Here is a 21,842-nt window from a genome sequence, read left to right on the forward strand (position 1 = left end):
CTGCATGTGCCGCAAGGTCCAGCCCAAGCCGGCAGCGGCGCACCATACCCGCCTTTTGCATGCCATGAAAGTGACGCAAACAACAGAATCCCGCCAATGTCACCGCTGGCGGACCCGTTCATTTGTCATATCCGCTTGGTTGATTTGTGTTCGCACGACTCCTCGATATTTTTGATTGGACGTTCATTCAAGAACCCTGACCGTTTTACCAACCCGTCCGGCCGCCGGAAAAGGCGCTGGACAGCATCGCCCCGGCGGTTCCATAGACAGGCCATGGCCGACCCCGTTTCCCCCCGTTCGCTGCGCCACCGCCGGCTGGCGATCCTCGTCGCGGCGCTGGCCGCGGTGACGGCGCTGGCCTGCTGGGGCGCCTATCGCTGGGCGGAGGCGGAGGCGCGGGCGGCCCTGACCCTGAACGGCGACCAGCGGCTGGGTCTCTATGCCAGCAGCATCCGCAACGCGGTCGGCCGCTACGACTACCTCCCCTTTCTGGTCGCCCGCGACCATGAGGTGCTGGACCTGCTCGATGCCCCGTCGGAGACGCGGCGCGACGCGGTGAACCGCCGGCTGGAGACGGCGAACGAGGCGGCGGGATCGGCGGCGCTCTATGTCGTGGACCGTTCGGGCCTCGCGCTGGCGGCAAGCAACTGGGCCGATCCGGCGCAGAGCTTCGTCGGCCAGACCTATGACTTCCGTCCCTATTTCCGGCAGGCGGTGGAGTCCGGCAGCGGCCGTTACTTCGGCATCGGCGTCACCACCGGCCTGCCCGGCTATTTCCTGTCGCACGCCGTGCATAGGGGGGAGGCGCTGATCGGCGTCGCCGTGGTCAAGATCGACCTGGAGCCGCTGCAACGCGATTGGGCCGCCGGTGGCGAGCGGGTGCTGGTGACCGACGAGAATGGCATCGTCTTCCTGTCCAGCCACGCCGACTGGAAATACCGCGCCCTGCGCCCACTGCCCGACGTGGTAAAGGCCCGTCTGGCGCAGACCCGCCAATATGACCGCAGCGACCCGGCCCCGCTCGGCCTGCGCGACGGCCCGCTGGCGGAAAACGGCGCGCGCCAAGTCAGCCTGCCCGATCTCAGTCTGCCCGATCCCCTCTCCCACGGCGCCCGCCACGCCTACCTGATGCAGGAACTCCCCCTGCCGGAATTCGGCTGGACCATCCGTTTCCTGTCCGATCTGGAGCCGGTGAAGGCCGAGGCGGCGGGCGCCGCCGTGCTGACAGCGATGGGAATCCTGCTGCTGGCCGCCGCCCTGGCGCTGGGCTGGCAGCGGCGCCAGACCCTGCGGCTTCAGCATGAGGCGCGCGTGACGCTGGAACGCCGTGTGGAGGAGCGCACGGCCGAACTGCTGACCGCCAACCGCGTCCTGCGCGAGGCGCAGGAGGAGCTGGTGCAGGCCGGCAAGCTGGCGGCTTTGGGCCAGATGTCGGCGGCGCTGGCGCACGAGATCAACCAGCCGCTGGCCGCCATCCGCACCTTCGTCGCCTCCACCCGCCTGCTGGCCGAGCGGGGCGAGACGGCGATGGTCCGCGACAACCTCGCCATGATCGGCGATCTGGCGGAGCGGATGGCGGTGCTCTCCGGCCATCTCAAGGACTTCGCCCGCAAGGGTCCGGCGCGGGTGGAGGCGGTGCCGGTCGCCCGCGCCATGGACCGCGCGCTGGCCCTGCTCACCTCCCGCCTGCGCGAGGAGGAGGTGCAGGTGGAGCAGAGCATCCCACCCGACGCCCGCGTGCGCGGCGACGCGGTGCGGCTGGAACAGGTCTTCGTCAACCTTCTGCGCAACGCCGCCGACGCCATGGCCGAGTGCGAGGAGCGGCGCCTGACCTTGACCGCCGACCGGAATAGCGAGGGTTGGGAAATCCGCATCCGCGACACCGGCACCGGCATCGCCGAGGCGCACCAGTTCCAACTGTTCGATCCCTTCTTCACCACCAAGGAGGTCGGCCAGGGGCTTGGCTTGGGGCTGTCGCTGTCCTATGGCATCGTGCGCGACTTCGGCGGCACGCTGCGGGCGGAGAACAATCCCGACGGCGGCGCCTGTTTCGTCGTCCAGTTGCCGGAAGCCCAATCGCCGACCGCCCAATGAGGACCAGATGAAGACCGATCCGCTCGCCACCCCCGTCCTGTTCATCGACGACGAGCTGGCGATGCGCGTGTCGGTGACGCAATGGCTGCAGCTGGCCGGCTTCGCGGCGCAGGGCTTCGAGACGCCGCAGCCGGCGCTCGACCTGCTGGCGGCGGACTTTCCCGGCGTGCTGGTCACCGACGTGCGGATGCCGAGGATGGACGGCATGGCGGTGCTGGAGCGGGCGCTGGAGCGTGACGCCGACCTGCCGGTGATCCTGGTGACCGGCCATGGCGACGTGGCGCTGGCAGTGGAGGCGATGCGGCGCGGCGCATACGACTTCATCGAAAAGCCCTTCGAACCCGACCATCTGGTCGCCGTCATCCGCCGTGCGGCGGAGAAGCGGCGGCTGGTGCTGGAAAACCGCGGCCTGCGCCGCCGGGCCGGCGGTGGCGGGATCGAATCGAAGCTGATCGGCACCTCCCCAGCCATTGCCGAACTGCGGCGCGACCTGATCGACCTCGCCGCCACCAGCGCCAGCGTGCTGATCCATGGCGAGACCGGCACCGGCAAGGAGCTGGTCGCCCGCTGCCTGCATGATTTCGGTCCCAGGGGGGCGAAGGGCGCCTTCGTCGCCGTCAATTGCGGCGCCATCCCCGACAGCATGGCGGAAAGCGAGCTGTTCGGGCATGAACCCGGCGCCTTCACCGGCGCCACCCAGCGCCGCGCCGGCAAGCTGGAGCATTCCAGCGGCGGCACCCTGTTCCTGGACGAGATCGAGAGCATGCCGCTGGCCATCCAGGTTAAGCTGCTGCGCGCCCTGCAGGAGCGCACCATCGAACGGCTGGGCTCCAACAAGCAGGTTCCGGTCGATCTGCGGCTGGTGGCGGCGACCAAGATCGATCTGCTCGATCTCAGCGAGGAGGGGCGGTTCCGTGCCGACCTCTATTACCGCCTGAACGTGGCGGAGCTGCACATCCCGCCGCTGCGGGCGCGGGCGGAGGACATTCCGCTGCTATTCGACTATTTCACCGCGGAGTTCGCCGCCCGCCATGGCCGCGAGCCGCGCCCGCTGGAGCCGGCCGACATCGACGCGCTGCTGGCCCATGACTGGCCCGGCAATGTGCGGGAGCTGCGCAATCTGGCCGAGCGCCATGTCCTGTCGGTCGGGCGCAGCGGCGTCGCCGGCCTGCTGCGCCGCCGTCCCGTCGGCGGTGAGGCGGCGGTTGCTCCGCGCGCACTGGCCGATCAGGTCGATGCCTTCGAGAAGCGGGTGATCGAACAGGCGCTGGACCGCTGCAAGGGTGACATCAAGTCGGTGATGGACCTTCTGGACATCCCCCGCCGCACCCTGAACGAAAAGATGGCCCGCCATGGGCTGGACCGCGCGCGCTTCCTGCCCAAGGGATAACGGCCGGCCGTTACCAATGCCGCTGGTGGCGGCCGGTGCGCAGGCGGGCCATTTCGACGGTTGCTTCCGCCGGCTCCGCCGGCTTGCGCAGATCCTTCACCACCGCCAGCAGGGCGCCGTCGCGTTCGACCTCCGCCACCGTCGGACCGGTCATTAGCGTGTCGCAATCCTCCTGCGTCGGCGCGATGAAGAAGTCCGCCTTGTGCCAGTCAGTAACCCAATGCAGGTTGGCCGGTGCCAGCTTTTCGAAGGCCAGCGGCTCGGCGCAGACGGCGACGCTGTAGGTCTTGTGATGGTGGGTGCGCGCCTCTTCCGCCGCGATCACCTCGGACAGGTCCTCCACCGCTTCCGGCAGGCTGTTGACCCAGTAATCGACATCGTACTTGCGCACCGCGCCGGCGACGCCGCCGACCAGCTCGTTGAAATAGACATATTCGTCCGGATGCAGCGACTCCAGGACCGTCGCCTCGCGGCCCAGCACCAGCGCCAGCGCGACCCCTGCCAACGCCGCCGCCGACAGCCCGCGCCCCGTCCGCTGCGACACGCCGAACCTCCAGGCCCCGGCCCAACCGAGCAGCCGGTCGAGCCCGATGCCGCCCAGCACCGCCAGCGGCGGCAGCACGAACAGGAAATGGCGGATCGCGGTGTAGCCGGGGGCATGGGTGATGGTGAACCAGGCGACCGGGAACAGCGCCGCCAGCGCCACCAGCCCGCAGCCGACCGCGCGGACCCGACCGTCGTCATCCGCCAGCCGGTCGCGATACATCATCATCGGCAGCACCAGCAGCCCCAGCGCCACCCCTCCCAGCATCACCAGCGGCAGCTTGACCCCGAGATACCAGACCAGATAGCTGCGCGGCACCTCGTACATCCAATATTCGGTGCCGCCCAGCATGGTGCGGATCGGGTAATGGAAATGCGAGAAATCGGCCAGCGCCCGCAACGGGTTCAGCGGCTCCAGCACCGCCCAGGGCCAGAAGACCGCCATCAGCCCATAGGCGACCGGCAGCGCCGGCAGCAGCCGCAAGGCCCCCCGTCCGGCGTCGCGCAGCCGTCCGGCGGAAACTCCGCCCGCCAGCACCCACCCCGCCAGCGCCGCCACAGCATAGCTGGCCACCAGCAGCGCCCCGACCCGGATGCCCAGCGCCAGCCCGACGACAACGCCTAATCCCAGCACCGTTCCCCAACGCGGCCGCGGCATCTGCCCGACCAGCCGGATCAGCATCGCCACCGCCGCCATCATCAGCACGGCGAAGGGCACGTCCTTTGTGTGGTTGAACAGCCCGCCATACCAGGGTCCGCACAGCGCCAGCAGCGCCCCGGCCAGGAACCCGGCCCGCGGCCCGGCGACCCGGCGCCCCACGCCCCAGACCACCGCGATCCCCGCCACCCCGATCAGGGCGCACAGCAGGTGCCGCGTCTCATAGGGGTCGAAGGGCAGCAGCGGGGCCAGCGCCACCGCAGCCATGTCGAACAGGCCGCCATAGAGATAGAGGTTCTTGTAGGTGAAGGCCGAAGCGTCGGTGAAGCCGCTGCGGTACCAGTCGATCAGCTTAGCGCCATAGACATGCTGCACCTCCTCATCATTGGAGATGCCGTATTGCCGGAAGGTGACGGCGACCAGCACGATCAGAGCCAGCAATCCCAGCGCCGCGGCAAGATCCCACGGCTCGCCGATCAGCCGGCGCAAAACGCTGCTCTTCCCCCTCACGCCCGGCTCCCCCGCTTCGCGTCCGCAAGCCCCCCAAGGCCGATCTGCAGAAAGCACCGGCCGCCGCGGCTTGTCATGTGAAATCTCTGACATGACCGTGGATGCGCGGACGCTCCTCACGACGCGACATAAAGTCCGCTTTAGCTCATTGACGTTGACTTCCCCCTGGCAGCCGTGGCGAAATCCTTGGTGCAGGGGATTGTCCATGGCCGAACGGGATCGGGTGTATGGCGTGACGGAGCTGGCGGCGGAGTTCGACCTCACGCCGCAGGCGTTGCGCTTTTACGAGGAAAAGGGACTGCTGGCGCCGCAACGGGCCGGGGGACGGCGGGTGTTCACCTACCGCGACCGCGCCCGGCTGATGCTGATTCTGAAATTCCGGCGGGTCGGCTTCTCGCTGGAACAGATCGCCGAATACCTTGCCCATTACCGCTCCGGCCGGCCCAGCGCCGGGCAGTACCGCGACGGCCTGCGCAAGATCCGCGCCCGCCTGATCGAGCTTGAGCGCATGCAGTCGGAAATCGCCGAGGTGATCGGCGAGTTAAAGGCGATGGAGGACGATGCCGAACGGCGGCTCGCCGCCTGCTGCCTGACGCCTACTTGCCCGACGAAGACCCAAGACAGACCGTGCCCACACAGAAGAGAAATGAACCGGGAGTGAAACGATGCTGCGCGGAATGATGATGAATGGCCCGCTGCTGGTGACGTCGATCCTGCGTCACGCGGCGCTCTACCATGCCGACACCGAGATCGTGTCGCGCACCACGGAGGGGCCGATCCACCGCTATACCTATGCCGACGCCTGGGTCCGCGCCCAGAAGCTGGCCAATGCGCTGGCGGCGCTGGGGATGCAGCCGGGCGACCGCATCGGCACGCTGGCCTGGAACGGTTACCGTCATCTGGAATGCTATTACGGCATCGGCGGCTCGGGCATGGTCTGCCACACCATCAACCCGCGCCTGTTCCCGGAACAGATCGCCTACATCGTCAACCACGCCGAAGACCGGCTGCTGTTCACCGACCTGACCTTCGTGCCGCTGCTGGAGGGCATCGCCCACGAACTGACCGGGCTGAAGGGCATCGTCGTGATGACCGACCGGGCCAACATGCCGGCCTCCAGCCTGCCCAACCTGCTGTGCTACGAGGATCTGCTGGCCGAACAGCCGGACAGCTTCGAGTGGCCGGAGTTGGACGAGAACACCGCCTGCGGCATGTGCTACACCTCCGGCACCACCGGCAATCCGAAGGGCGTGCTGTACAGCCACCGCTCCTCCTACCTGCATGCCATGGCCGCCTGCATGCCGGACGTGTTCGGCCTGTCGGCGTCGGACGTGGTGCTGCCGGTGGTGCCGATGTTCCACGTCAATGCCTGGGGCGTCCCCTATGCCGCGCCGATGGTCGGCGCCAAGCTGGTCTTCCCCGGCGGCAAGCTGGACGGCGCCAGCCTGTACGAGCTGTTCGAAAGCGAAAAGGTCACCAACACCGCCGGCGTGCCGACCGTCTGGCTGGCCCTGCTGAACTGGCTGGACGCCAACAAGAAGAAACTCACGACCATGCGCCGCATCGCCATCGGCGGCTCCGCCTGTCCGCCGGTGATGATCCAGCGCTTTCAGGAGATGGGCGTGGAGGTTCTGCATGCCTGGGGCATGACGGAGACCAGCCCGCTCGGCCTCGCCAACATGCCGAAGGGCAAGCATCGCGGGATGGATGCCGACGCGGCGCTGGCGCTCGCCTCCAAGCAAGGGCGGCCGATCTGCGGCGTGCAGTTCCGCGTGGTCGACGGCTCCGGCAACGACGTGGCCCGCGACGGCACCAGCTTCGGCCGGCTGCTGGTGCGCGGACCCACCGTCTGCTCCGGCTATTTCGGCGTGACCGAAAGCCCCGCCCATCAGACGGTGCCGGGCTGGTTCGAGACCGGCGACGTGGTGACGATGGATGCCGACGGCTATGTCCAGATCGTCGATCGCACCAAGGACGTCATCAAGTCCGGCGGTGAATGGATCAGCTCCATCGACCTGGAGAACATCGCCGTCGGCCATCCCGGCGTCCAGGAAGCCGCCGCCGTCGCGGTTCCCGACGAGAAGTGGGGCGAGCGCCCGGTGCTGGTCGTCGTCCGCAAGCCGGACTCCACCCTCACCCGCGAGGAATTGCTGGCGGTCTTCGACGGCAAGGTCGCGAAGTGGTGCATCCCCGACGACGTCCGCTTCGTCGACAGCCTGCCCCACACCGCAACCGGCAAGCTGCTGAAGAGCGAGATCCGCCACATACTGACCAGCCCGGACAGGGTGTGACCGAACAAGGCCGGGGGCGGTCTTCTTCCGTCCCCGCCGCGTTCATTCGGCAGCGATCAATTCGGCAAGCCGCCGCCGCTGGATGTCGGCGCCGATTTCCGATGCGATGCGCGCAAGCTCGACCGACCTTGGATCGGGGTGGAGGTCGGTGTTGCGGTTGAACCAGACCAGCACCTCGGCTAGACGCCACAGGCTGGGATTGCCGGTATAGACCGGATCGGGGAAAGCGGCCGCCACCGTCCTGATCTCGCCCGCGGCATATTTCCGGATGTTCTGGCGCGAACAGCCGACGATCTCCGCCAGATCGGCGAGGTTGACCAGATCGGGCGCGATCTCGGTCAACTGCGCACCGGGAATCGCCGTCAGCACGTCGGCGACGGCGGAACGGACCGCCATGTCGGCGGTGGCCGCCTCTCGCGAAAAATCCAGCGCGATGGACCCACGTCGCCCCACGCCGATGGTAGCGTCATCGCAGCCGGCTTCGAACAGGGCGTCCAACCACGCCGTTGGCTCTTCCCGGCCGGGCGGCAGGCGGAATTTCAGGACGAACTCCCACATCTCGCACCCACTCCCTAGGGCTTGCCTGCTTTCGGGCGCCCCGCATAGACACAGCCATCGACCGCCCGGCGAATCTTGCGCGCCTCGTTCTCCGGCACCCGCGGTGTACTCCAGATCGAGATCTGGCAGAACTCCCCGCACCGGCAGTCGGACTCGTTTTCCGGGCAGCGAAGCAGGCCCCAGCAGTGTCCATGGCCCTTCTGTCACGTCCAGCCCCGGTGCTCCGCATAGACGACGGCCTCCTCGATCTCCTTCTTCGGATGCCTGTTTCGCGGCACGCCCGTCTCCAGCACATGATTATGGGGCAGGCCGCATAGTTGTCAACAGACAACCCGGTTGTTTATATACCGCCCCTATTCTCTCATTTCATGGCAGCGACCATCATGCAAGTGGATGGCAGCGCGGTAATGCCGAAAAAATGAAAACGGGCCGGACGGCATGAACCGTCCGGCCCAGTGTCCTCGCGGGAGTGGCGAGGACGACGCACCCGAGGGAGGAGCGCGCAACCAAGGTCAATCTACCGGCCGACGAAGAAGGAGACTTGTTCGTCTGCGCCACAAACTCTGCAAATTCACGCCATCAAGGCTGCTTCAGCGCTCCGACCGCACCCGCGCCACGGCATCGCGCCAGCCGCCGTAAAGGCGGTCGCGCCTGTCCTGCTCCATGCGCGGTTCGAACCGGCGCTCGCTGCGCCAAGCGTCGGACACAGAATCCAGCCCGTCGAACACGCCGACCCGTAGCGCCGCGAGGCAGGCGGCGCCCAGCGCCGTGGTCTCGATCACCTTCGGGCGTTCGACCGGCATGTTCAACAGGTCGGCCAGGAACTGGCAGAGCCAGTCGTTGGCAGCCATGCCACCGTCGATGCGCAGCGCGTTGATGGTGCCGCCCCAATCGCCGGCCATCGCCTCCATCAGGTCGCGGGTCTGGTAGGCGACCGCCTCCAGCGCCGCGCGGGCGATGTGGGCCGGGCCGACGTCCAGCGTCATCCCGAAGATCGCGGCGCGGGCATCCGAATCCCAATGCGGCGCTCCCAAGCCCACGAAGGCCGGGACGAAATAGACGCCGTGGCTGTCGGGAACGCGCGTCGCCATGTCGTCGGTCTGGCTGGCATGGGTGATGATGCCGATGCCGTCGCGCAGCCACTTGATCGCCGCGCCCGCCACGAAGATCGAGCCTTCCTGAGCGTAAGCCGTCTTGCCGTTCAGCCGGTAGGCGACGGTGGTCAGCAGCCGGTTCTTCGACACCACCGGCGTCTCCCCGGTGTTGATCAGCGCGAAGCAGCCGGTGCCGTAGGTCGATTTCGCCATGCCCGGCGTCAGGCACGCCTGCCCGAAGGCCGCCGCCTGCTGGTCGCCCGCCACTCCGGCGATCGGGACCGGCTGGCCGAGCAGTTCCGGCTCGGTGGCGCCGAAATCACCGGAGCTGTCCAGCACGCGCGGCAGCATGGCGCGCGGCACGCGGAACAGCGCCAGCAACTCGTCGTCCCAATCCTGGGCATGGATGTCGAACAGCATGGTGCGCGAGGCGTTGGTCGCATCGGTCGCATGCACCCGGCGCCCGGTCAGGTGATAGATCAGGAAACTGTCGATGGTGCCGAAACACAGCTCGCCACGTTCGGCCCGCGCGCGGGCGCCCGGCACATGGTCGAGAATCCAGGCGATCTTGGTGGCGGAGAAATAGGCGTCGATCAGCAGGCCGGTCTTGGCGCGTACCAACTCGGCATTCCCTGCGGCGACCAGATCGTGGCAGAGCGACGCGGTGCGGCGGTCCTGCCAGACGATGGCGCGGTGGATCGGCTCGCCGGTGGCGCGGTCCCACACCACGGCGGTCTCACGCTGGTTGGTGATGCCGATGGCGGCGATGGACGCAACATCGACCCCGGCCTTCTCCACCGCCTCGCGCGCCACGGTGCGGATGTCGCGCAGGATGTCGGCGGGATCATGCTCGACCCAGCCGTCGCCGGGGTAGTGCTGAGGAAACTCGCGCCGCGCCTCGGCCAGCGGAGTCCCCCTGCCATCGAACAGGATCGCCCGCGACGAGGTGGTGCCCTGGTCGATGGCGAGGATATGGCTGGCCTTGGTCATGGAAGCGTTCCCTCGTGATTTCTTGCGCTTCCTCCCTCTCCCCCCCGGGGAGAGGGTCGGGGTGAGGGGGATGCATGACGTGATTTTTCAAGGAATGCGGAGCGGCTTCAACTATCGAAAGACACGCCGCGCACCCCCCTCACCCTAACCCTCTCCCCGGGGGGAGAGGGGATATTCAGGGAAATAAAAATCGGGGCGACGGCATGCCGCCGCCCCAGGGTCACCTCCGGCGCAACCAGGACGCCCGCCGGAAGGGTAAACCCGTCACCGCATCCCGGATCAGCGGGCGCGGCCTTCCTTCCAGGCCTTCAGCAGGTCGTCATAGGCAACGGTCTCGCCCTTCGGCTTCTCGTTGGCCAGCTTCGGCTTCGGCGCGCCCGGCTTGTCGAACCAGACCTTGGCGTCCTCTGGCTTGTTCAGCTGCGGGGCGCACTCGCCACCGATCTTGGCGCGCTCCATGCGGGCCATGACCTGTTCCATCTGGTCGGCCAGATTGTCCATCGCCTGCTGCGGGGTGCGCTCACCCGTGACCGCCTCGGCGATGTTCTGCCACCACAGCGGAGCCAGCTTCGGATAGTCCGGCACGTTGGTGCCGGTCGGCGTCCAGGCGACGCGGGCCGGGCTGCGGTAGAACTCGACCAGACCGCCCAGCTGCGGCGCAACCTTGGTCATCGCCTCGGACTGGATGTCGCTTTCGCGGATCGGCGTCAGGCCGACCAGCGTCTTCTTCAGCGACGCGGTCTTCGACACGGTGAACTGGGCATAGAGCCAGGCGGCCTTGCGGCGTTCCAGCGGGGTGGACTTCAGCAGCGTCCAGGAACCGACGTCCTGGTAGCCGAGCTTCATGCCCTCTTCCCAGTACGGGCCGTGCGGCGAGGGGGCCATGCGCCACTTGGGCGAGCCGTCCTCGTTGACGACCGGCAGGCCCTTCTTGGTCATGTCGGCGGTGAAGGCGGTGTACCAGAAGATCTGCTGCGCGACCGCACCCTGGGCCGGCACCGGGCCGGCTTCGGAGAAGGTCATGCCCGAGGCTTCCGGCGGCGCGTACTTCTTCAGCCAGTCGATGTACTTGGTCAGCGAATAGACGGCGGCCGGACCGTTGGTGTCGCCGCCGCGCTTGACCGAGGCGCCGGCCGGGCGGCAGCCCTCGACGCGGATGCCCCACTCGTCCACCGGCTTGCCGTTCGGCAGGCCCTTGTCGCCGGCGCCGGCCATCGACAGCCACGCATCGGTGAAGCGCCAGCCGAGCGACGGGTCCTTCTTGCCGTAATCCATGTGGCCATAGACGCGGGTGCCGTCGATCTCCTTCACGTCGTTGGTGAAGAAGTCGGCGATGTCCTCATAGGCGGACCAGTTCTGCGGCACGCCGAGATCATAGCCGTACTTGGCCTTGAACTTCTCCTTCAGGTCCGGACGGGCGAACCAGTCGGCGCGGAACCAGTAGAGGTTGGCGAACTGCTGGTCGGGCAGCTGGTAGAGCTTGCCGTCCGGGCCGGTGGTGAAGCTGGTGCCGATGAAGTCCTTGACGTCCAGCGTCGGCAGGGTGACGTCCTTGCCCTCGCCCGCCATGAAGTCAGAGAGCGCGACCGCCTGGCCATAGCGGACGTGGGTGCCGATCAGGTCGCTGTCGTTGACATAGGCGTCATAGACGTTGCGGCCCGACTGCATCTGCGTCTGCAGCTTCTCGATGACGTCGCCTTCCTGGATCAGGTCGTGCTTCAGCTTGATGCCAGTCAGCTCGCTGAACAGCTTGGCGAGAGTCTTCGATTCGAACTCGTGCGTCGTCAGCGTCTCGGAGACGACGTTGATCTCCATGCCCTTGTACGGCTCGGCCGCCTTCACGAACCATTCCAGCTCCTTCATCTGCTCGTCCTTGGAGAGCGTGGAGGGCTGGAGTTCCTCGATGATGCGCTTGGCGACGGCTTCCTGGTCCGGCGTCATGGCGGCGGACGGGGCCGCCGAGGCCATCGCCAGCAGAACGCCGATGCCGCCGGCCATCACGGCCCCGGTCAGGCGGCGCCGCAGAGTCTGGTGCTGAAGCATGCTTCCTCCCACTTGTCGACTTGGTGTCTGGTTGACGTTTGATTGTTGAGCTACCGGCGGAAACCACCGTTCTTCCCGTCATCCCCGCAGCCCCGCGGAGGAACGGATCCCGTGAAAACCCTGTCTCTTCGCCCTCAGCCGAAACGGATCACGAAAGCGACCCACAGCAGCGAGACCGCGGAGGCGCCCCACAGCGACACGTCGGTCGCGGCGAGCCAGCCCAGATGGATGAAGGCGCTGCCGAGCAGGCCGATGAACAGGCGGTCGCCGCGGGTGGTGCGCATCGGCAGGAAACCCTTGGCCTCCACCGTCGGCGACAGCACCTCCCACACCGTCATGCCGGCCAGCATCAGGGCGATGCAGACGAAGAAGATCGCGGTCGGCGCGGTCCACGCCATCCAACCCATATCCATGACGCGGCCTCCCTTAGACCCGGCCCAGGGCAAAGCCCTTGGCGATGTAGTTGCGGACGAACCAGATCACGAGCGCGCCCGGCAGGATGGTCAGCACGCCGGCAGCGGCCAGCAGGCCCCAATCCATGCCCGACGCGCTGACGGTGCGGGTCATGGTGGCGGCGATCGGCTTGGCGTCGACCGAGGTCAGCGTGCGGGCCAGCAGCAGCTCGACCCAGCTGAACATGAAGCAGAAGAAGGCGGTGACGCCGACGCCGGCCCGGATCATCGGCAGGAACACCGTGCCGAAGAAGCGCGGGAAGCTGTAGCCGTCGATGTAGGCCATCTCGTCGATCTCGCGCGGCACGCCCGACATGAAGCCTTCCAGGATCCAGACCGCCAGCGGCACGTTGAACAGGCAGTGGGCGAGCGCCACGGCCAGATGCGTGTCGAACAGGCCGACCGTCTGGTACAGCTGGAAGAAGGGCAGCAGGAAGACGGCCGGCGGCGCCATCCGGTTGGTCAGCAGCCAGAAGAACACATGCTTGTCGCCGATGAAGCGGTAGCGCGAGAAGGCGTAGGCCGCCGGCAGCGCCACCGTCAGCGAGATGACCGTGTTCAGCGTGACGTAGTAGATCGAGTTGATGTAGCCGCTGTACCAGCTGGGATCGGTGAAGATGGTGACGTAGTTCTGCAGCGTCGGATTGCGCGGGAACAGCGTCAGGCCGGACAGGATCTCCTCGTTCGTCTTGAAGGACATGTTGACCATCCAATAGATGGGCAACATCAGGAAGACGATGTAGCAGACGAGAACGATTGTCCTGTTCGACACCCTGGCGGAGGACCGGCGGACATTGGCCGGAGCGGCCAGCGAGCCGGGAGCGAGAACCGCAGCCTTGCTCATTTCTTCTCTCCCGATCCGGAGTTGGTGATGACGGTGTAGAAGATGAAGCTGAACAGCAGCACGATCAGGAAGTAGACGATGGAGAAGGCCGCGGCCTTGCCGATGTCGAACTGCCCCACCGCCATCTGCGTCAGATACTGGCTGAGGAAGGTGGTGGAGTTGCCGGGGCCGCCGCCGGTCAGCACGAACGGCTCGGTGTAGATCATGAAGCTGTCCATGAAGCGCAGCAGCACCGCGATGATCAGGACGCCGCGCATCTTCGGCAGCTGGATGTAGCGGAACACCGCCCATTTGGACGCGCCGTCGATCTTGGCCGCCTGATAGAAGGCCGGCGGGATCGACTGCAGCCCGGCATAGCACAGCAGCGCCACCAGACTGGTCCAGTGCCAGACATCCATGACCAGCACGGTCATCCAGGCATGGGCCGAATTGTTGGTGTAGTTGTAATCGATGCCGAGGGCGCGGAAGGTGGCGCCCAGCAGGCCGATGTCGCCGCGGCCGAAGATCTGCCAGATGGTGCCGACCACGTTGAACGGGATCAGCAGCGGCAGGGCCAGCAGCACCAGCGTCAGCGACGTCTTAGCGCTGCGACCGCCGGGCATGCCGAGAGCGATCAGGATGCCAAGCGGGATCTCGATCGCCAGCACCGCCAGCGAATAGATGATCTGGCGGACCAGCGCGTCATGCAGCCGGTCGTCGGTCAGCACCGCCTCGAACCATTCGGTGCCGACGAAGAAGGTCTGGCCGGGGCCGAAGATCTCCTGCACCGAATAATTGACCACCGTCATCAGCGGAATCACCGCGCTGAAGGCGACGATCAGAAAGACCGGGATGATGAGGAACCAAGCCCGGTTGTCCTGGACCTTATCCATGGCTTGTGCCTCCGACCAGATGGCTGTCGCGGTAGAGCTTGGTCCACCGGGTGGGGAAACGGATGGCGGCGTCCAGCGCCGGGATCTCCTGCTCCTCGCTCAGGCGCGCCTTCAGCGTGTGATTGCCCATGCGGACCGTCGCCAGCTTGGAGGTGCCGAGATCGTCGACACCGGTGACCTGCACCGGGATCGATCCGGCGCTGCCGCTGCGGGTCAGCTCCAGGAATTCCGGCCGGATGCCCAGCTCGAACTTGCCCCCCACCGCAGGCACGGCACGGTCGGGCAGCGGAATGGCGATGCCGTCGACCAGCGCATGGTCGTTGCCCAGCGTGCAGGGCATCAGGTTGATGCCGGGGCTGCCGATGAAATAGCCGACGAAGGTGTGCTCCGGATTCTCGAACAACTCCTGCGGGGTGCCGAGCTGGACCATCGCGCCCTCGTACATCACCGCGACCTTGTCGGCGAAGGTCAGCGCCTCCACCTGGTCGTGGGTCACGTAGATCATGGTCAGGCGGTATTCCTCATGGATCTGGCGCAGCTTGCGGCGCAGGATCCACTTGGTGTGCGGGTCGATGACGGTCAGCGGCTCGTCGAACAGGATGGCCGCCACGTCCGAGCGCACGAGGCCCCGGCCCATCGAGATCTTCTGCTTGGCGTCCGGCGTCAGCCGCTGGGCGCGCTTCTTCAGATCGTCGGTCAGGTCCAGCGCCTCGGCCACCTGCCGCACCCGGCGGTCGACGTCGGCGGCCGGAACCTTGCGGTTGCGCAGCGGGAAGGCGAGATTCTCGTACACCGTCATGGTGTCGTAGATCACCGGGAACTGGAACACCTGGGCGATGTTGCGCTCCTCGGGCGTGCAGCGGGTCACGTCCAGCCCGTCGAACAGCACCCGTCCCTCGCTGGGCACCAGCAGGCCGGAGATGATGTTCAGCAGCGTGGACTTGCCGCAGCCCGACGGGCCCAGCAGCGCATAGGCCTTGCCGTCCTCCCACTCCTGCGACAGGCGGCGGAGCGCGTAATCCTCCGGCTTGGTCGGGTGCGGGTGATAGGAGTGGCCGAGATTGTCGAATTGGATGGTCGCCATCGCTCCCGCCCCCTTTAAGCGATGTTGCGCAGCGCGCCGCGCCGCCAGTTGGGTGCCGCCACCAGCTGCCCGGCGGTGGAGAAGACGAAGATGCGGTCGGGATCGGCATAGACCTGGATGTCGCTGCCGATGGGATGGCTGTGCACCCCCTCCTCCCGCGCGATCAGCGTGGTGTCGCCGTGGCGCAGATGGACGAAGGTCTCCGACCCGCTGATCTCCGACAGGGCAACCCGGCCCTTGATCGGCACCAGCCGCTCGCTCCGCCGCAGCACCGTCAGGTGGTTGGCGCGGATGCCGACCTTGCAAGGGCCGGCCGGCAGGTTGCGGTCATGGGCGGACAGCGGCAGGCTGGTGCCGTCGGACAGGGCGACGCGGTCGTTGGTCAGGATCGCGTCCATCACGTTCATCGGCGGATCGCTGAACACCTGCGCGCATTCCAGCGAGGCGGGCGTGTGGAACACGTCGCCGGTCGCCCCGGTCTGCAGCATCCGCCCCTCATGCAGCACCGTGACGTTGCCGCCCAGGATCAGCGCCTCCTGCGGTTCGGTGGTGGCGTAGACCACCGTGGTCTTGCCATCCGCAAAGATGTCGCGCAATTCGGCGCGCAGCTCCTCGCGCAGCTTGTAGTCGAGGTTGACCAGCGGCTCGTCGAGCAGAAGCAGGCCGGCGCCCTTCACCAAAGCCCGCGCGATGGCGCAGCGCTGCTGCTGCCCGCCCGACAGTTCGGCCGGCAGACGCTCCAGATAGGGCTCGATCCGCAGCATGGCGGCGGTCCGCCGCACCTTGGCGTCGATCTCCGCCTTGTCCTTGCCCTGGCGGCGCAGCGGCGAGGCGATGTTCTCGTAGACCGTCATCGCCGGGTAGTTGATGAACTGCTGGTAGACCATCGCCACGTCGCGATGGCGCACCGACGTGCCGGTGACGTCCTTGCCGTTTTCCAGCACGCGCCCGGCGGTCGGCTTGTCCAGCCCGGCCATCAGCCGCATCAGCGTCGTCTTGCCGGCCAGCGTCCGCCCCAGCAGGACGTTGAAGCTGCCGGCTTGCAGCTCCAGCGACAGCGGGTGGAGATGCTGCTCGGCGCCGACGCGCTTGGCCACGCCTTCCAGTGTGAGTGTCACCGCATTCCTCCCATCGACCGCAGGCCGGCGGTGTCACCGCCCGTGTCCCTGTTGGCCGTAGCTTCTCGGCGCCGGTCGAACCAGCCGCCGATGGCGTCCCGGATCGCAGCGTCCAGGTGCAGCCCAAGTTTGGAACGCCGCCACAGGAAGTCGTCGCCGGTCATGGCGAACTCCTCCCGCGCGGCATAGTCGAGTTCGGCCTCGTAAACGCCGCCCCCGAAATCGATGCCCAGATCGTCCAGCCCTTTGGCGTCGCCCAGCAGCCGCTCCACCCGTGTGCCGTAGGCCCGCGCCAGCCGGAGGGCCAGCGCATCGGGCAGCCAGGGCCGGCTGCGCTTCAGACCGGCCAGGAAGCCGGCGAAATCGGCGTTGGCGATGTCGCCGCCGGGAAGCGCCACGTCGGCAGTCCAGGCGGCCGTCCAGGTGGCACCGCCCTTGCCGAGCGCCTTGCCCAGCTTCTCCGTCGCCTCTTCCGCCAGCCGGCGGAAGGTGGTGATCTTGCCGCCGAAGATCGACAGCATCGGCGCCTCGCCGGCCGGCTCGTCCATCTCCAGCACATAGTCGCGGGTGACGGCCGAGGCGTTGCCGCTGGCGTCGTCGAACAGCGGCCGGACGCCGCTGTAGGTCCACACCACGTCGCTCTCGCGCACCGGCTTGGCGAAATAGCGCGACACCGCCCGGCACATGTAGGCGATTTCGTCCTGGCTGATCGCCACCGCGCCGGGATCGCCCGAATAATCGAGGTCGGTGGTGCCGATCAGGGTGAAATCGCGCTCGTAGGGGATGGCGAAGACGATGCGGCGGTCGTCGTTCTGGAAGATGTAGGCGTGTTCGCCTTCGAACATCTTCGGAACGACGATGTGGCTGCCCTTGACCAGACGCACCGACTTGTCGACGGTGACGCCGGTGCGCTTGGCGATCATCTCGCGCACCCAGGGGCCGGCGGCATTGACCAGCGCACGGGCGCGGACGGTGCGGGTGGCGCCCGTGGTCACGTCGACCAGCGTCGCTTCCCACAGCCCGTCGCGCCGCTCGGCCTTCTCGCAGCGGGTGCGGGTCAGGATTTCGGCCCCGCGCGCCTGCGCGTCCATCGCGTTCAGCACGACCAGCCGGCTGTCCTCCACCCAGCAGTCCGAATACTCGAACGCCTTGGTGAAGCCGCCCGACAGCGGCTTTCCCGCCGGGGCGCTGGTCAGATCGACGCCGTGCGAGCCCGGCAGCAGCTTGCGTTTTCCCAGATGATCGTAAAGGAACAGGCCGATGCGCACCATCCAGGCCGGACGCATGCTGCTGTCGTGGGGCAGAACGAAACGCAGCGGCCAGATGATGTGCGGAGCCGCGCGCAACAGAACCTCGCGCTCCTGCAGGGCTTCGCGCACCAGACGGAATTCGTAATATTCGAGATAGCGCAGGCCGCCATGGATCAGCTTGGTGCTGGCCGACGAGGTGGCGCCCGCAAGGTCGCCCTGTTCGCACAGCACCACCGACATCCCGCGCCCGACCGCATCGCGGGCGATGCCCGCCCCGTTCACGCCGCCGCCGACGATTAGAAGGTCAGCCACCACGGAACCGGCAGCCCCGGGTCCGCTTGCACCGAGCCGGCCGTCCGTTCCTGCAGGGCTCGCGTTTGCCATTGGGTTCCTCTCCGTACCGCGCCGGTTCCTTGCGAACCCGGCCGCTTTCGTTTCGGAACATAGAATGTTCGTTCGCGTTTGAAAAGGAAAATGTTTGTTCAGCGGACCATGTTTTTGAGGCTACGCCGGATCGCGCCTCTTTCCTATCGGAAATATGGCCGATCCGGCGTGCCTTGTGCGAAAGCGCTCACGCCGCGCGGATGCCGCCCAGCAGGCGGTCGATGTCGTCACTCAGGTTTTCGGAGCGTTGCGAAAGCGCGCGGGTGGCGTCCACCACCTGGGCGGCGGCACTGCCGGTGCGGTTCACCGCGTCGTCCACCGACACCACCGTATCGGCGATGCTCTGCACCGCGTCGGAGGCATGGTTGATGCTGCGCGCGATCTCGTCGGTGGCGGCGGACTGCTCCTCCACCGCAGCGGCGACCATGGCGGTGATCTCGTCGATGCGGCTGATGGTGCGGCCGATGTCGTCGATGGCCGACACGGCCCCCTGCGCCGTGCTGCGCACCGCCTGGACCTGCTGGGCGATCTCCTCCGTCGCCTTGGCGGTCTGGCCGGCGAGGCTGCGCACCTCCTCCGCCACCACGGCGAAGCCGCGGCCCGCCTCCCCCGCCCGTGCCGCCTCGATGGTGGCGTTCAGCGCCAGCAGGTTGGTCTGGCCGGCGATGGCGTTGATCATGCCGACCACGTCGCCGATCTTCTGTGCCGCGGTGGCCAGCGCCCCCATCAACTCGTTGGTGCTCCGCGCCTCCTCCACCGCGCTGCGGGCGATCTGGCTGGAATCGCCGACCCGCCGGGTGATCTCGCCGATCGAAGCCGAAAGCTGGCTGGCGGTGGCCGCCACCGTCTGCACGTTCGTCGCGGTGTCGGCGACGGCGGAGCGCACGTCGGTCATGCGGCGGCAGGTCTGCTCGGCGGTCGCCGACATCCCCTCCGACGCCTCGCGCATGTCGGCCGACGCGGCGGCGATGTGGCGCGAGGCCTCCTTCACGCTGGCCTCGATGCTGGCGGTGATGGACTGGATGGTGCGCGACCGCTCGGCATCCGCGGCCTGCTTCATCGCGTCCTGTTCCTCCTGCAGGCGGGCGATCTCCGCGCTCTTGTCGCGGAAGACGCCGACGATCCCGGCCATTTCGGCGATCTCGTCGCGCCCACGGACCCTGGCATCGGCCGTCAGGTCTCCGGCGGCAACCGCACGCATGGCGTCGATCACCCGCAACAGCCGGCGGGTCAGCCGGTTGCGGACATAGAACCAGGCGATCAGCAGGCTCGACAGCACCACGACGGCCGCGGCTCCGCCCTGGACGGCGACGGCCCCGGCAATCGCGCTTTCGGTCCGCGTCACGTCGGCCCCGGTGCGCTCCTGCTGGTGGGCAACCACCGTGTCGATGGTAGCGTTCAGTTCGGTGGTCAGCCGCACCGTCTCGGCAAGCGCGCTTTCGATGTCGGCGATGATGCGCGCCTGATCGTCGCGCAGGCGAAAGACGCTGCCGAAGGCGGCCAGCCCGTCACGCGCCTTGACCAGCGACGGCCGGTCGGCGCTGTCCTTCGGGTAAGCCTCGATGGCGTTGTCGACGCGCAGCAGCGCCCAATTGTACTTCGACCGGATGTTGTTCAGCGTCGCCCCGTAAGGCACGCTGGACGCGGCGGCGATCATGCCGAAGGCGAGGTTGCCATTGGCCTGTACGTTCATCAGCTGCGTGATGACCGGCAGTTCCTCCTGCGCCAGACGGCGGCCCAGCCCGGTGGCGGCATCGACAGTCTGCGCCGCCGCCAGATCGCCCACCACATTGTTGACCGACAGGGTCGACACCTCCAGCAGCGGCGCCACCAGATCGGTGAAGTCCTCGTGCGCCATCACCGCGTCGGCCATCAGCGTGTTGAGCTTCTCCTCCAGGTCCAGCCTCTCGGCAGTGCGTTTGCCCAGCGTGTCCAGCGCCGCCCCCATGCGCTCCGCCAGCTTGGCGACCGCGTCGGCATCCGCCGCCATTCCTCCGGCGCCCGCTCCCGACTGGTTGCGCATCGCCGCGATGCGGTCGCGCAGACCCACCAGCCGCTTGGTCAGGCCGTCCATCCGCTCCGTCAACTCGGCCGTGTCGCGCGATGCCGCCACCGCCGGCGCATCGGCGGCGATCGCCGTGCTGTCCTTCGCCAGATTGAGGGAGCCGACGATGGCCGGCACGCTGCTGCGGCCGATCTGGCCCATCGACCGCCCGGTCTCGGTCAGCGACCACCAGGCCATTACGCTGGCGAAGGCGGCGAGCATCGCCACCCCGCCGAAGGCCAGGAACAGCCGCCCCTGAATGCCGAGCCGAATGCCCCGCCGCTCCCCTTCCGGCGTCAGTCGCGTCATATTCCTCTCCTATACGTTAATTATTCGTCAGCAGGCCAGACAGTTTGGAGTCACGACAAGTTTGAAGGATGGCGACGATGGCCGTCAGTCGCGGCAAACCCTGATCGGGCGCATATTGGAACCGCGTGCGTCCTCTCTTAGCATGCGCGTTCATTTTCGTAAAGAAACATGCTTGTGTTGCGAACAATATCCAGCGTACATATTTGCCGTACGGGGCCGTAGGTTCACCGTGTGACCGAAACGCCCGGCCTGCCTGGACCGAAGGCGCCGCAACTCACCGCTTTTCGCTTTGACCCATTCCGCGCATCTGATTCACTGACGCCCCACCCCTAGCCGACCGGAGACAGCCCCCCGATGGATGCGCGCCTGGACGCCGAACGCCGCCAGCAGGAAATCGTGGCCCTGGTCCATGCCAAGGGCATGGTGCAGATCCAATGGCTGGCCGAACATTTCGACGTCACGCCGCAGACCATCCGCCGCGATATCGAACATCTGGCCGGGCAATCCGCCGTGCGGCGCTTCCGCGGCGGCGTCACCGTGCCGTCCAGCGTGGAGAACATCGCCTATTCCACCCGCCAGACCCTGATGGCGGAGGAAAAGCGGCGCATTGCCGAGATGGTCGCCCGCCATGTGCCGGAGGACGCCTCGCTGTTCCTCAACATCGGCACGACGACCGAGGCGGTGGCCCAGGCCCTGCTCGGCCACAAGCGGCTGCGGGTGCTGACCAACAACCTGAACGTCGCCACCATCCTGCACAAGAACACCAACTTCGCGCTCTCCATCGCCGGCGGCCTCGTGCGCGAGCGCGACGGCGGCATCATCGGCGAAGCCACGGTGGAGTTCATCCGCCGCTACAAGGTCGACATCGGCATCATCGGCATCAGCGGCATCGACGCCGAAGGCGACCTGCTGGATTACGACGAGCAGGAGGTCCGCGTCGCCCGCGCCATCATCGAAAGCTCGCGCCGGGTCTTCCTGGTCACCGACCACACCAAGTTCGGCCGCAACGCCATGATCCGCATGGCCGACGTCAGCGTGCTCGACGCCCTCTTCACCGACCGCCTGCCGCCGCCGGAGTTGATGGAGGTGCTGGGCAACGCCGACTGCCAGGTCCACGTCGCCGACGGAAGCGAGCCGGCGAATGGCGACGGCGAGGATACGGAGGAGTAAGGGGATACCCCCCGTTTCTGCGAAACTGATTCAAACGCGGCACCCCCACCCGCGGCCCCGATGTCGCTTGCCGAAGCGGGGCATCGCCTCCACTCTGTGATGTTGGGCCTTATGAAAGCGGTTGGCCCGGCAAACAGATATCAG

General features: G+C 67.2%; 16 protein-coding genes. 5 read left to right on the top strand and 11 right to left on the bottom strand.

The features are described from left to right. Positions 1–273: 273 nt before the first annotated feature. On the top strand, positions 274–2,094 hold the full coding sequence (locus M5E06_RS33870; RefSeq protein WP_252142019.1) for a sensor histidine kinase: 1,821 nt from the start codon (positions 274–276) through the stop codon (positions 2,092–2,094). Between the two features lie 7 nt (positions 2,095–2,101). Beyond that, positions 2,102–3,484, top strand: coding sequence for a sigma-54-dependent transcriptional regulator (locus tag M5E06_RS33875; protein WP_252142020.1), 1,383 nt, complete (start codon positions 2,102–2,104; stop codon positions 3,482–3,484). A 10-nt stretch (positions 3,485–3,494) separates the two neighbouring features. Here M5E06_RS33875 and M5E06_RS33880 read toward each other — a convergent pair whose 3' ends face one another. After that, on the bottom strand, positions 3,495–5,195 hold the full coding sequence (locus M5E06_RS33880) for a glycosyltransferase family 39 protein (protein WP_252142021.1): 1,701 nt from the start codon (positions 5,193–5,195) through the stop codon (positions 3,495–3,497). 205 nt (positions 5,196–5,400) lie between these two features. Between M5E06_RS33880 and M5E06_RS33885 the strand changes: the two genes are divergently transcribed. Together M5E06_RS33885 and M5E06_RS33890 are read left to right on the top strand one after the other, a co-directional pair. Then, positions 5,401–5,856 (top strand): MerR family transcriptional regulator, encoded by a 456-nt coding sequence (locus M5E06_RS33885; protein WP_252142022.1) that lies wholly within the window; start codon positions 5,401–5,403, stop codon positions 5,854–5,856. A gap of 4 nt (positions 5,857–5,860) precedes the next feature. After that, a complete protein-coding gene (locus tag M5E06_RS33890; protein WP_286209130.1) occupies positions 5,861–7,486 on the top strand; it encodes a 3-(methylthio)propionyl-CoA ligase in 1,626 nt (541 codons plus the stop codon). A gap of 42 nt (positions 7,487–7,528) precedes the next feature. On the opposite strand, the gene M5E06_RS33895 is transcribed toward M5E06_RS33890, so the two are convergent. The 10 genes from M5E06_RS33895 to M5E06_RS33940 all read right to left on the bottom strand — a co-directional run bounded on the left by M5E06_RS33895 (position 7,529) and on the right by M5E06_RS33940 (position 20,528). Further along, positions 7,529–8,044, bottom strand: a complete 516-nt coding sequence (locus M5E06_RS33895; protein WP_252142023.1) for a DNA-binding protein — start codon at positions 8,042–8,044, stop codon at positions 7,529–7,531. A 590-nt stretch (positions 8,045–8,634) separates the two neighbouring features. Then, on the bottom strand, positions 8,635–10,128 hold the full coding sequence (gene glpK / locus M5E06_RS33900) for a glycerol kinase GlpK (RefSeq protein WP_252142024.1): 1,494 nt from the start codon (positions 10,126–10,128) through the stop codon (positions 8,635–8,637). Between the two features lie 279 nt (positions 10,129–10,407). Beyond that, a complete protein-coding gene (locus tag M5E06_RS33905) occupies positions 10,408–12,171 on the bottom strand; it encodes an ABC transporter substrate-binding protein (RefSeq protein WP_109151917.1) in 1,764 nt (587 codons plus the stop codon). 134 nt (positions 12,172–12,305) lie between these two features. Then, positions 12,306–12,584, bottom strand: a complete 279-nt coding sequence (locus tag M5E06_RS33910; protein ID WP_244560968.1) for a DUF2160 domain-containing protein — start codon at positions 12,582–12,584, stop codon at positions 12,306–12,308. Between the two features lie 13 nt (positions 12,585–12,597). Beyond that, positions 12,598–13,467 (bottom strand): carbohydrate ABC transporter permease, encoded by an 870-nt coding sequence (locus tag M5E06_RS33915; RefSeq protein WP_199232042.1) that lies wholly within the window; start codon positions 13,465–13,467, stop codon positions 12,598–12,600. Continuing rightward, on the bottom strand, positions 13,464–14,339 hold the full coding sequence (locus M5E06_RS33920) for a carbohydrate ABC transporter permease (RefSeq protein ID WP_109073443.1): 876 nt from the start codon (positions 14,337–14,339) through the stop codon (positions 13,464–13,466). Before M5E06_RS33920 ends, M5E06_RS33915 begins: the two co-directional genes overlap by 4 nt. Next, on the bottom strand, positions 14,332–15,423 hold the full coding sequence (locus M5E06_RS33925) for an ABC transporter ATP-binding protein (protein ID WP_252142025.1): 1,092 nt from the start codon (positions 15,421–15,423) through the stop codon (positions 14,332–14,334). The genes M5E06_RS33920 and M5E06_RS33925 overlap by 8 nt, the downstream gene beginning before the upstream one ends. Before the next feature lie 14 nt (positions 15,424–15,437). Beyond that, complete coding sequence (locus M5E06_RS33930) at positions 15,438–16,541, bottom strand: ABC transporter ATP-binding protein (protein WP_109151919.1); 1,104 nt, start codon at positions 16,539–16,541, stop codon at positions 15,438–15,440. Beyond that, on the bottom strand, positions 16,538–18,175 hold the full coding sequence (glpD, locus tag M5E06_RS33935) for a glycerol-3-phosphate dehydrogenase (protein ID WP_252142026.1): 1,638 nt from the start codon (positions 18,173–18,175) through the stop codon (positions 16,538–16,540). Before glpD ends, M5E06_RS33930 begins: the two co-directional genes overlap by 4 nt. 187 nt (positions 18,176–18,362) lie before the next feature. Next, positions 18,363–20,528: a methyl-accepting chemotaxis protein gene (locus M5E06_RS33940; RefSeq protein WP_252142027.1), complete on the bottom strand. Its 2,166-nt coding sequence runs from the start codon at positions 20,526–20,528 to the stop codon at positions 18,363–18,365. Between the two features lie 354 nt (positions 20,529–20,882). On the opposite strand from M5E06_RS33940, the gene M5E06_RS33945 reads away from it, so the two are divergent. Continuing rightward, positions 20,883–21,698 (top strand): DeoR family transcriptional regulator, encoded by an 816-nt coding sequence (locus M5E06_RS33945; protein WP_286209131.1) that lies wholly within the window; start codon positions 20,883–20,885, stop codon positions 21,696–21,698. Positions 21,699–21,842: the final 144 nt, after the last annotated feature.

The organism is Azospirillum sp. A1-3, assembly GCF_023806445.1.
Taxonomy (GTDB): domain Bacteria; phylum Pseudomonadota; class Alphaproteobacteria; order Azospirillales; family Azospirillaceae; genus Azospirillum.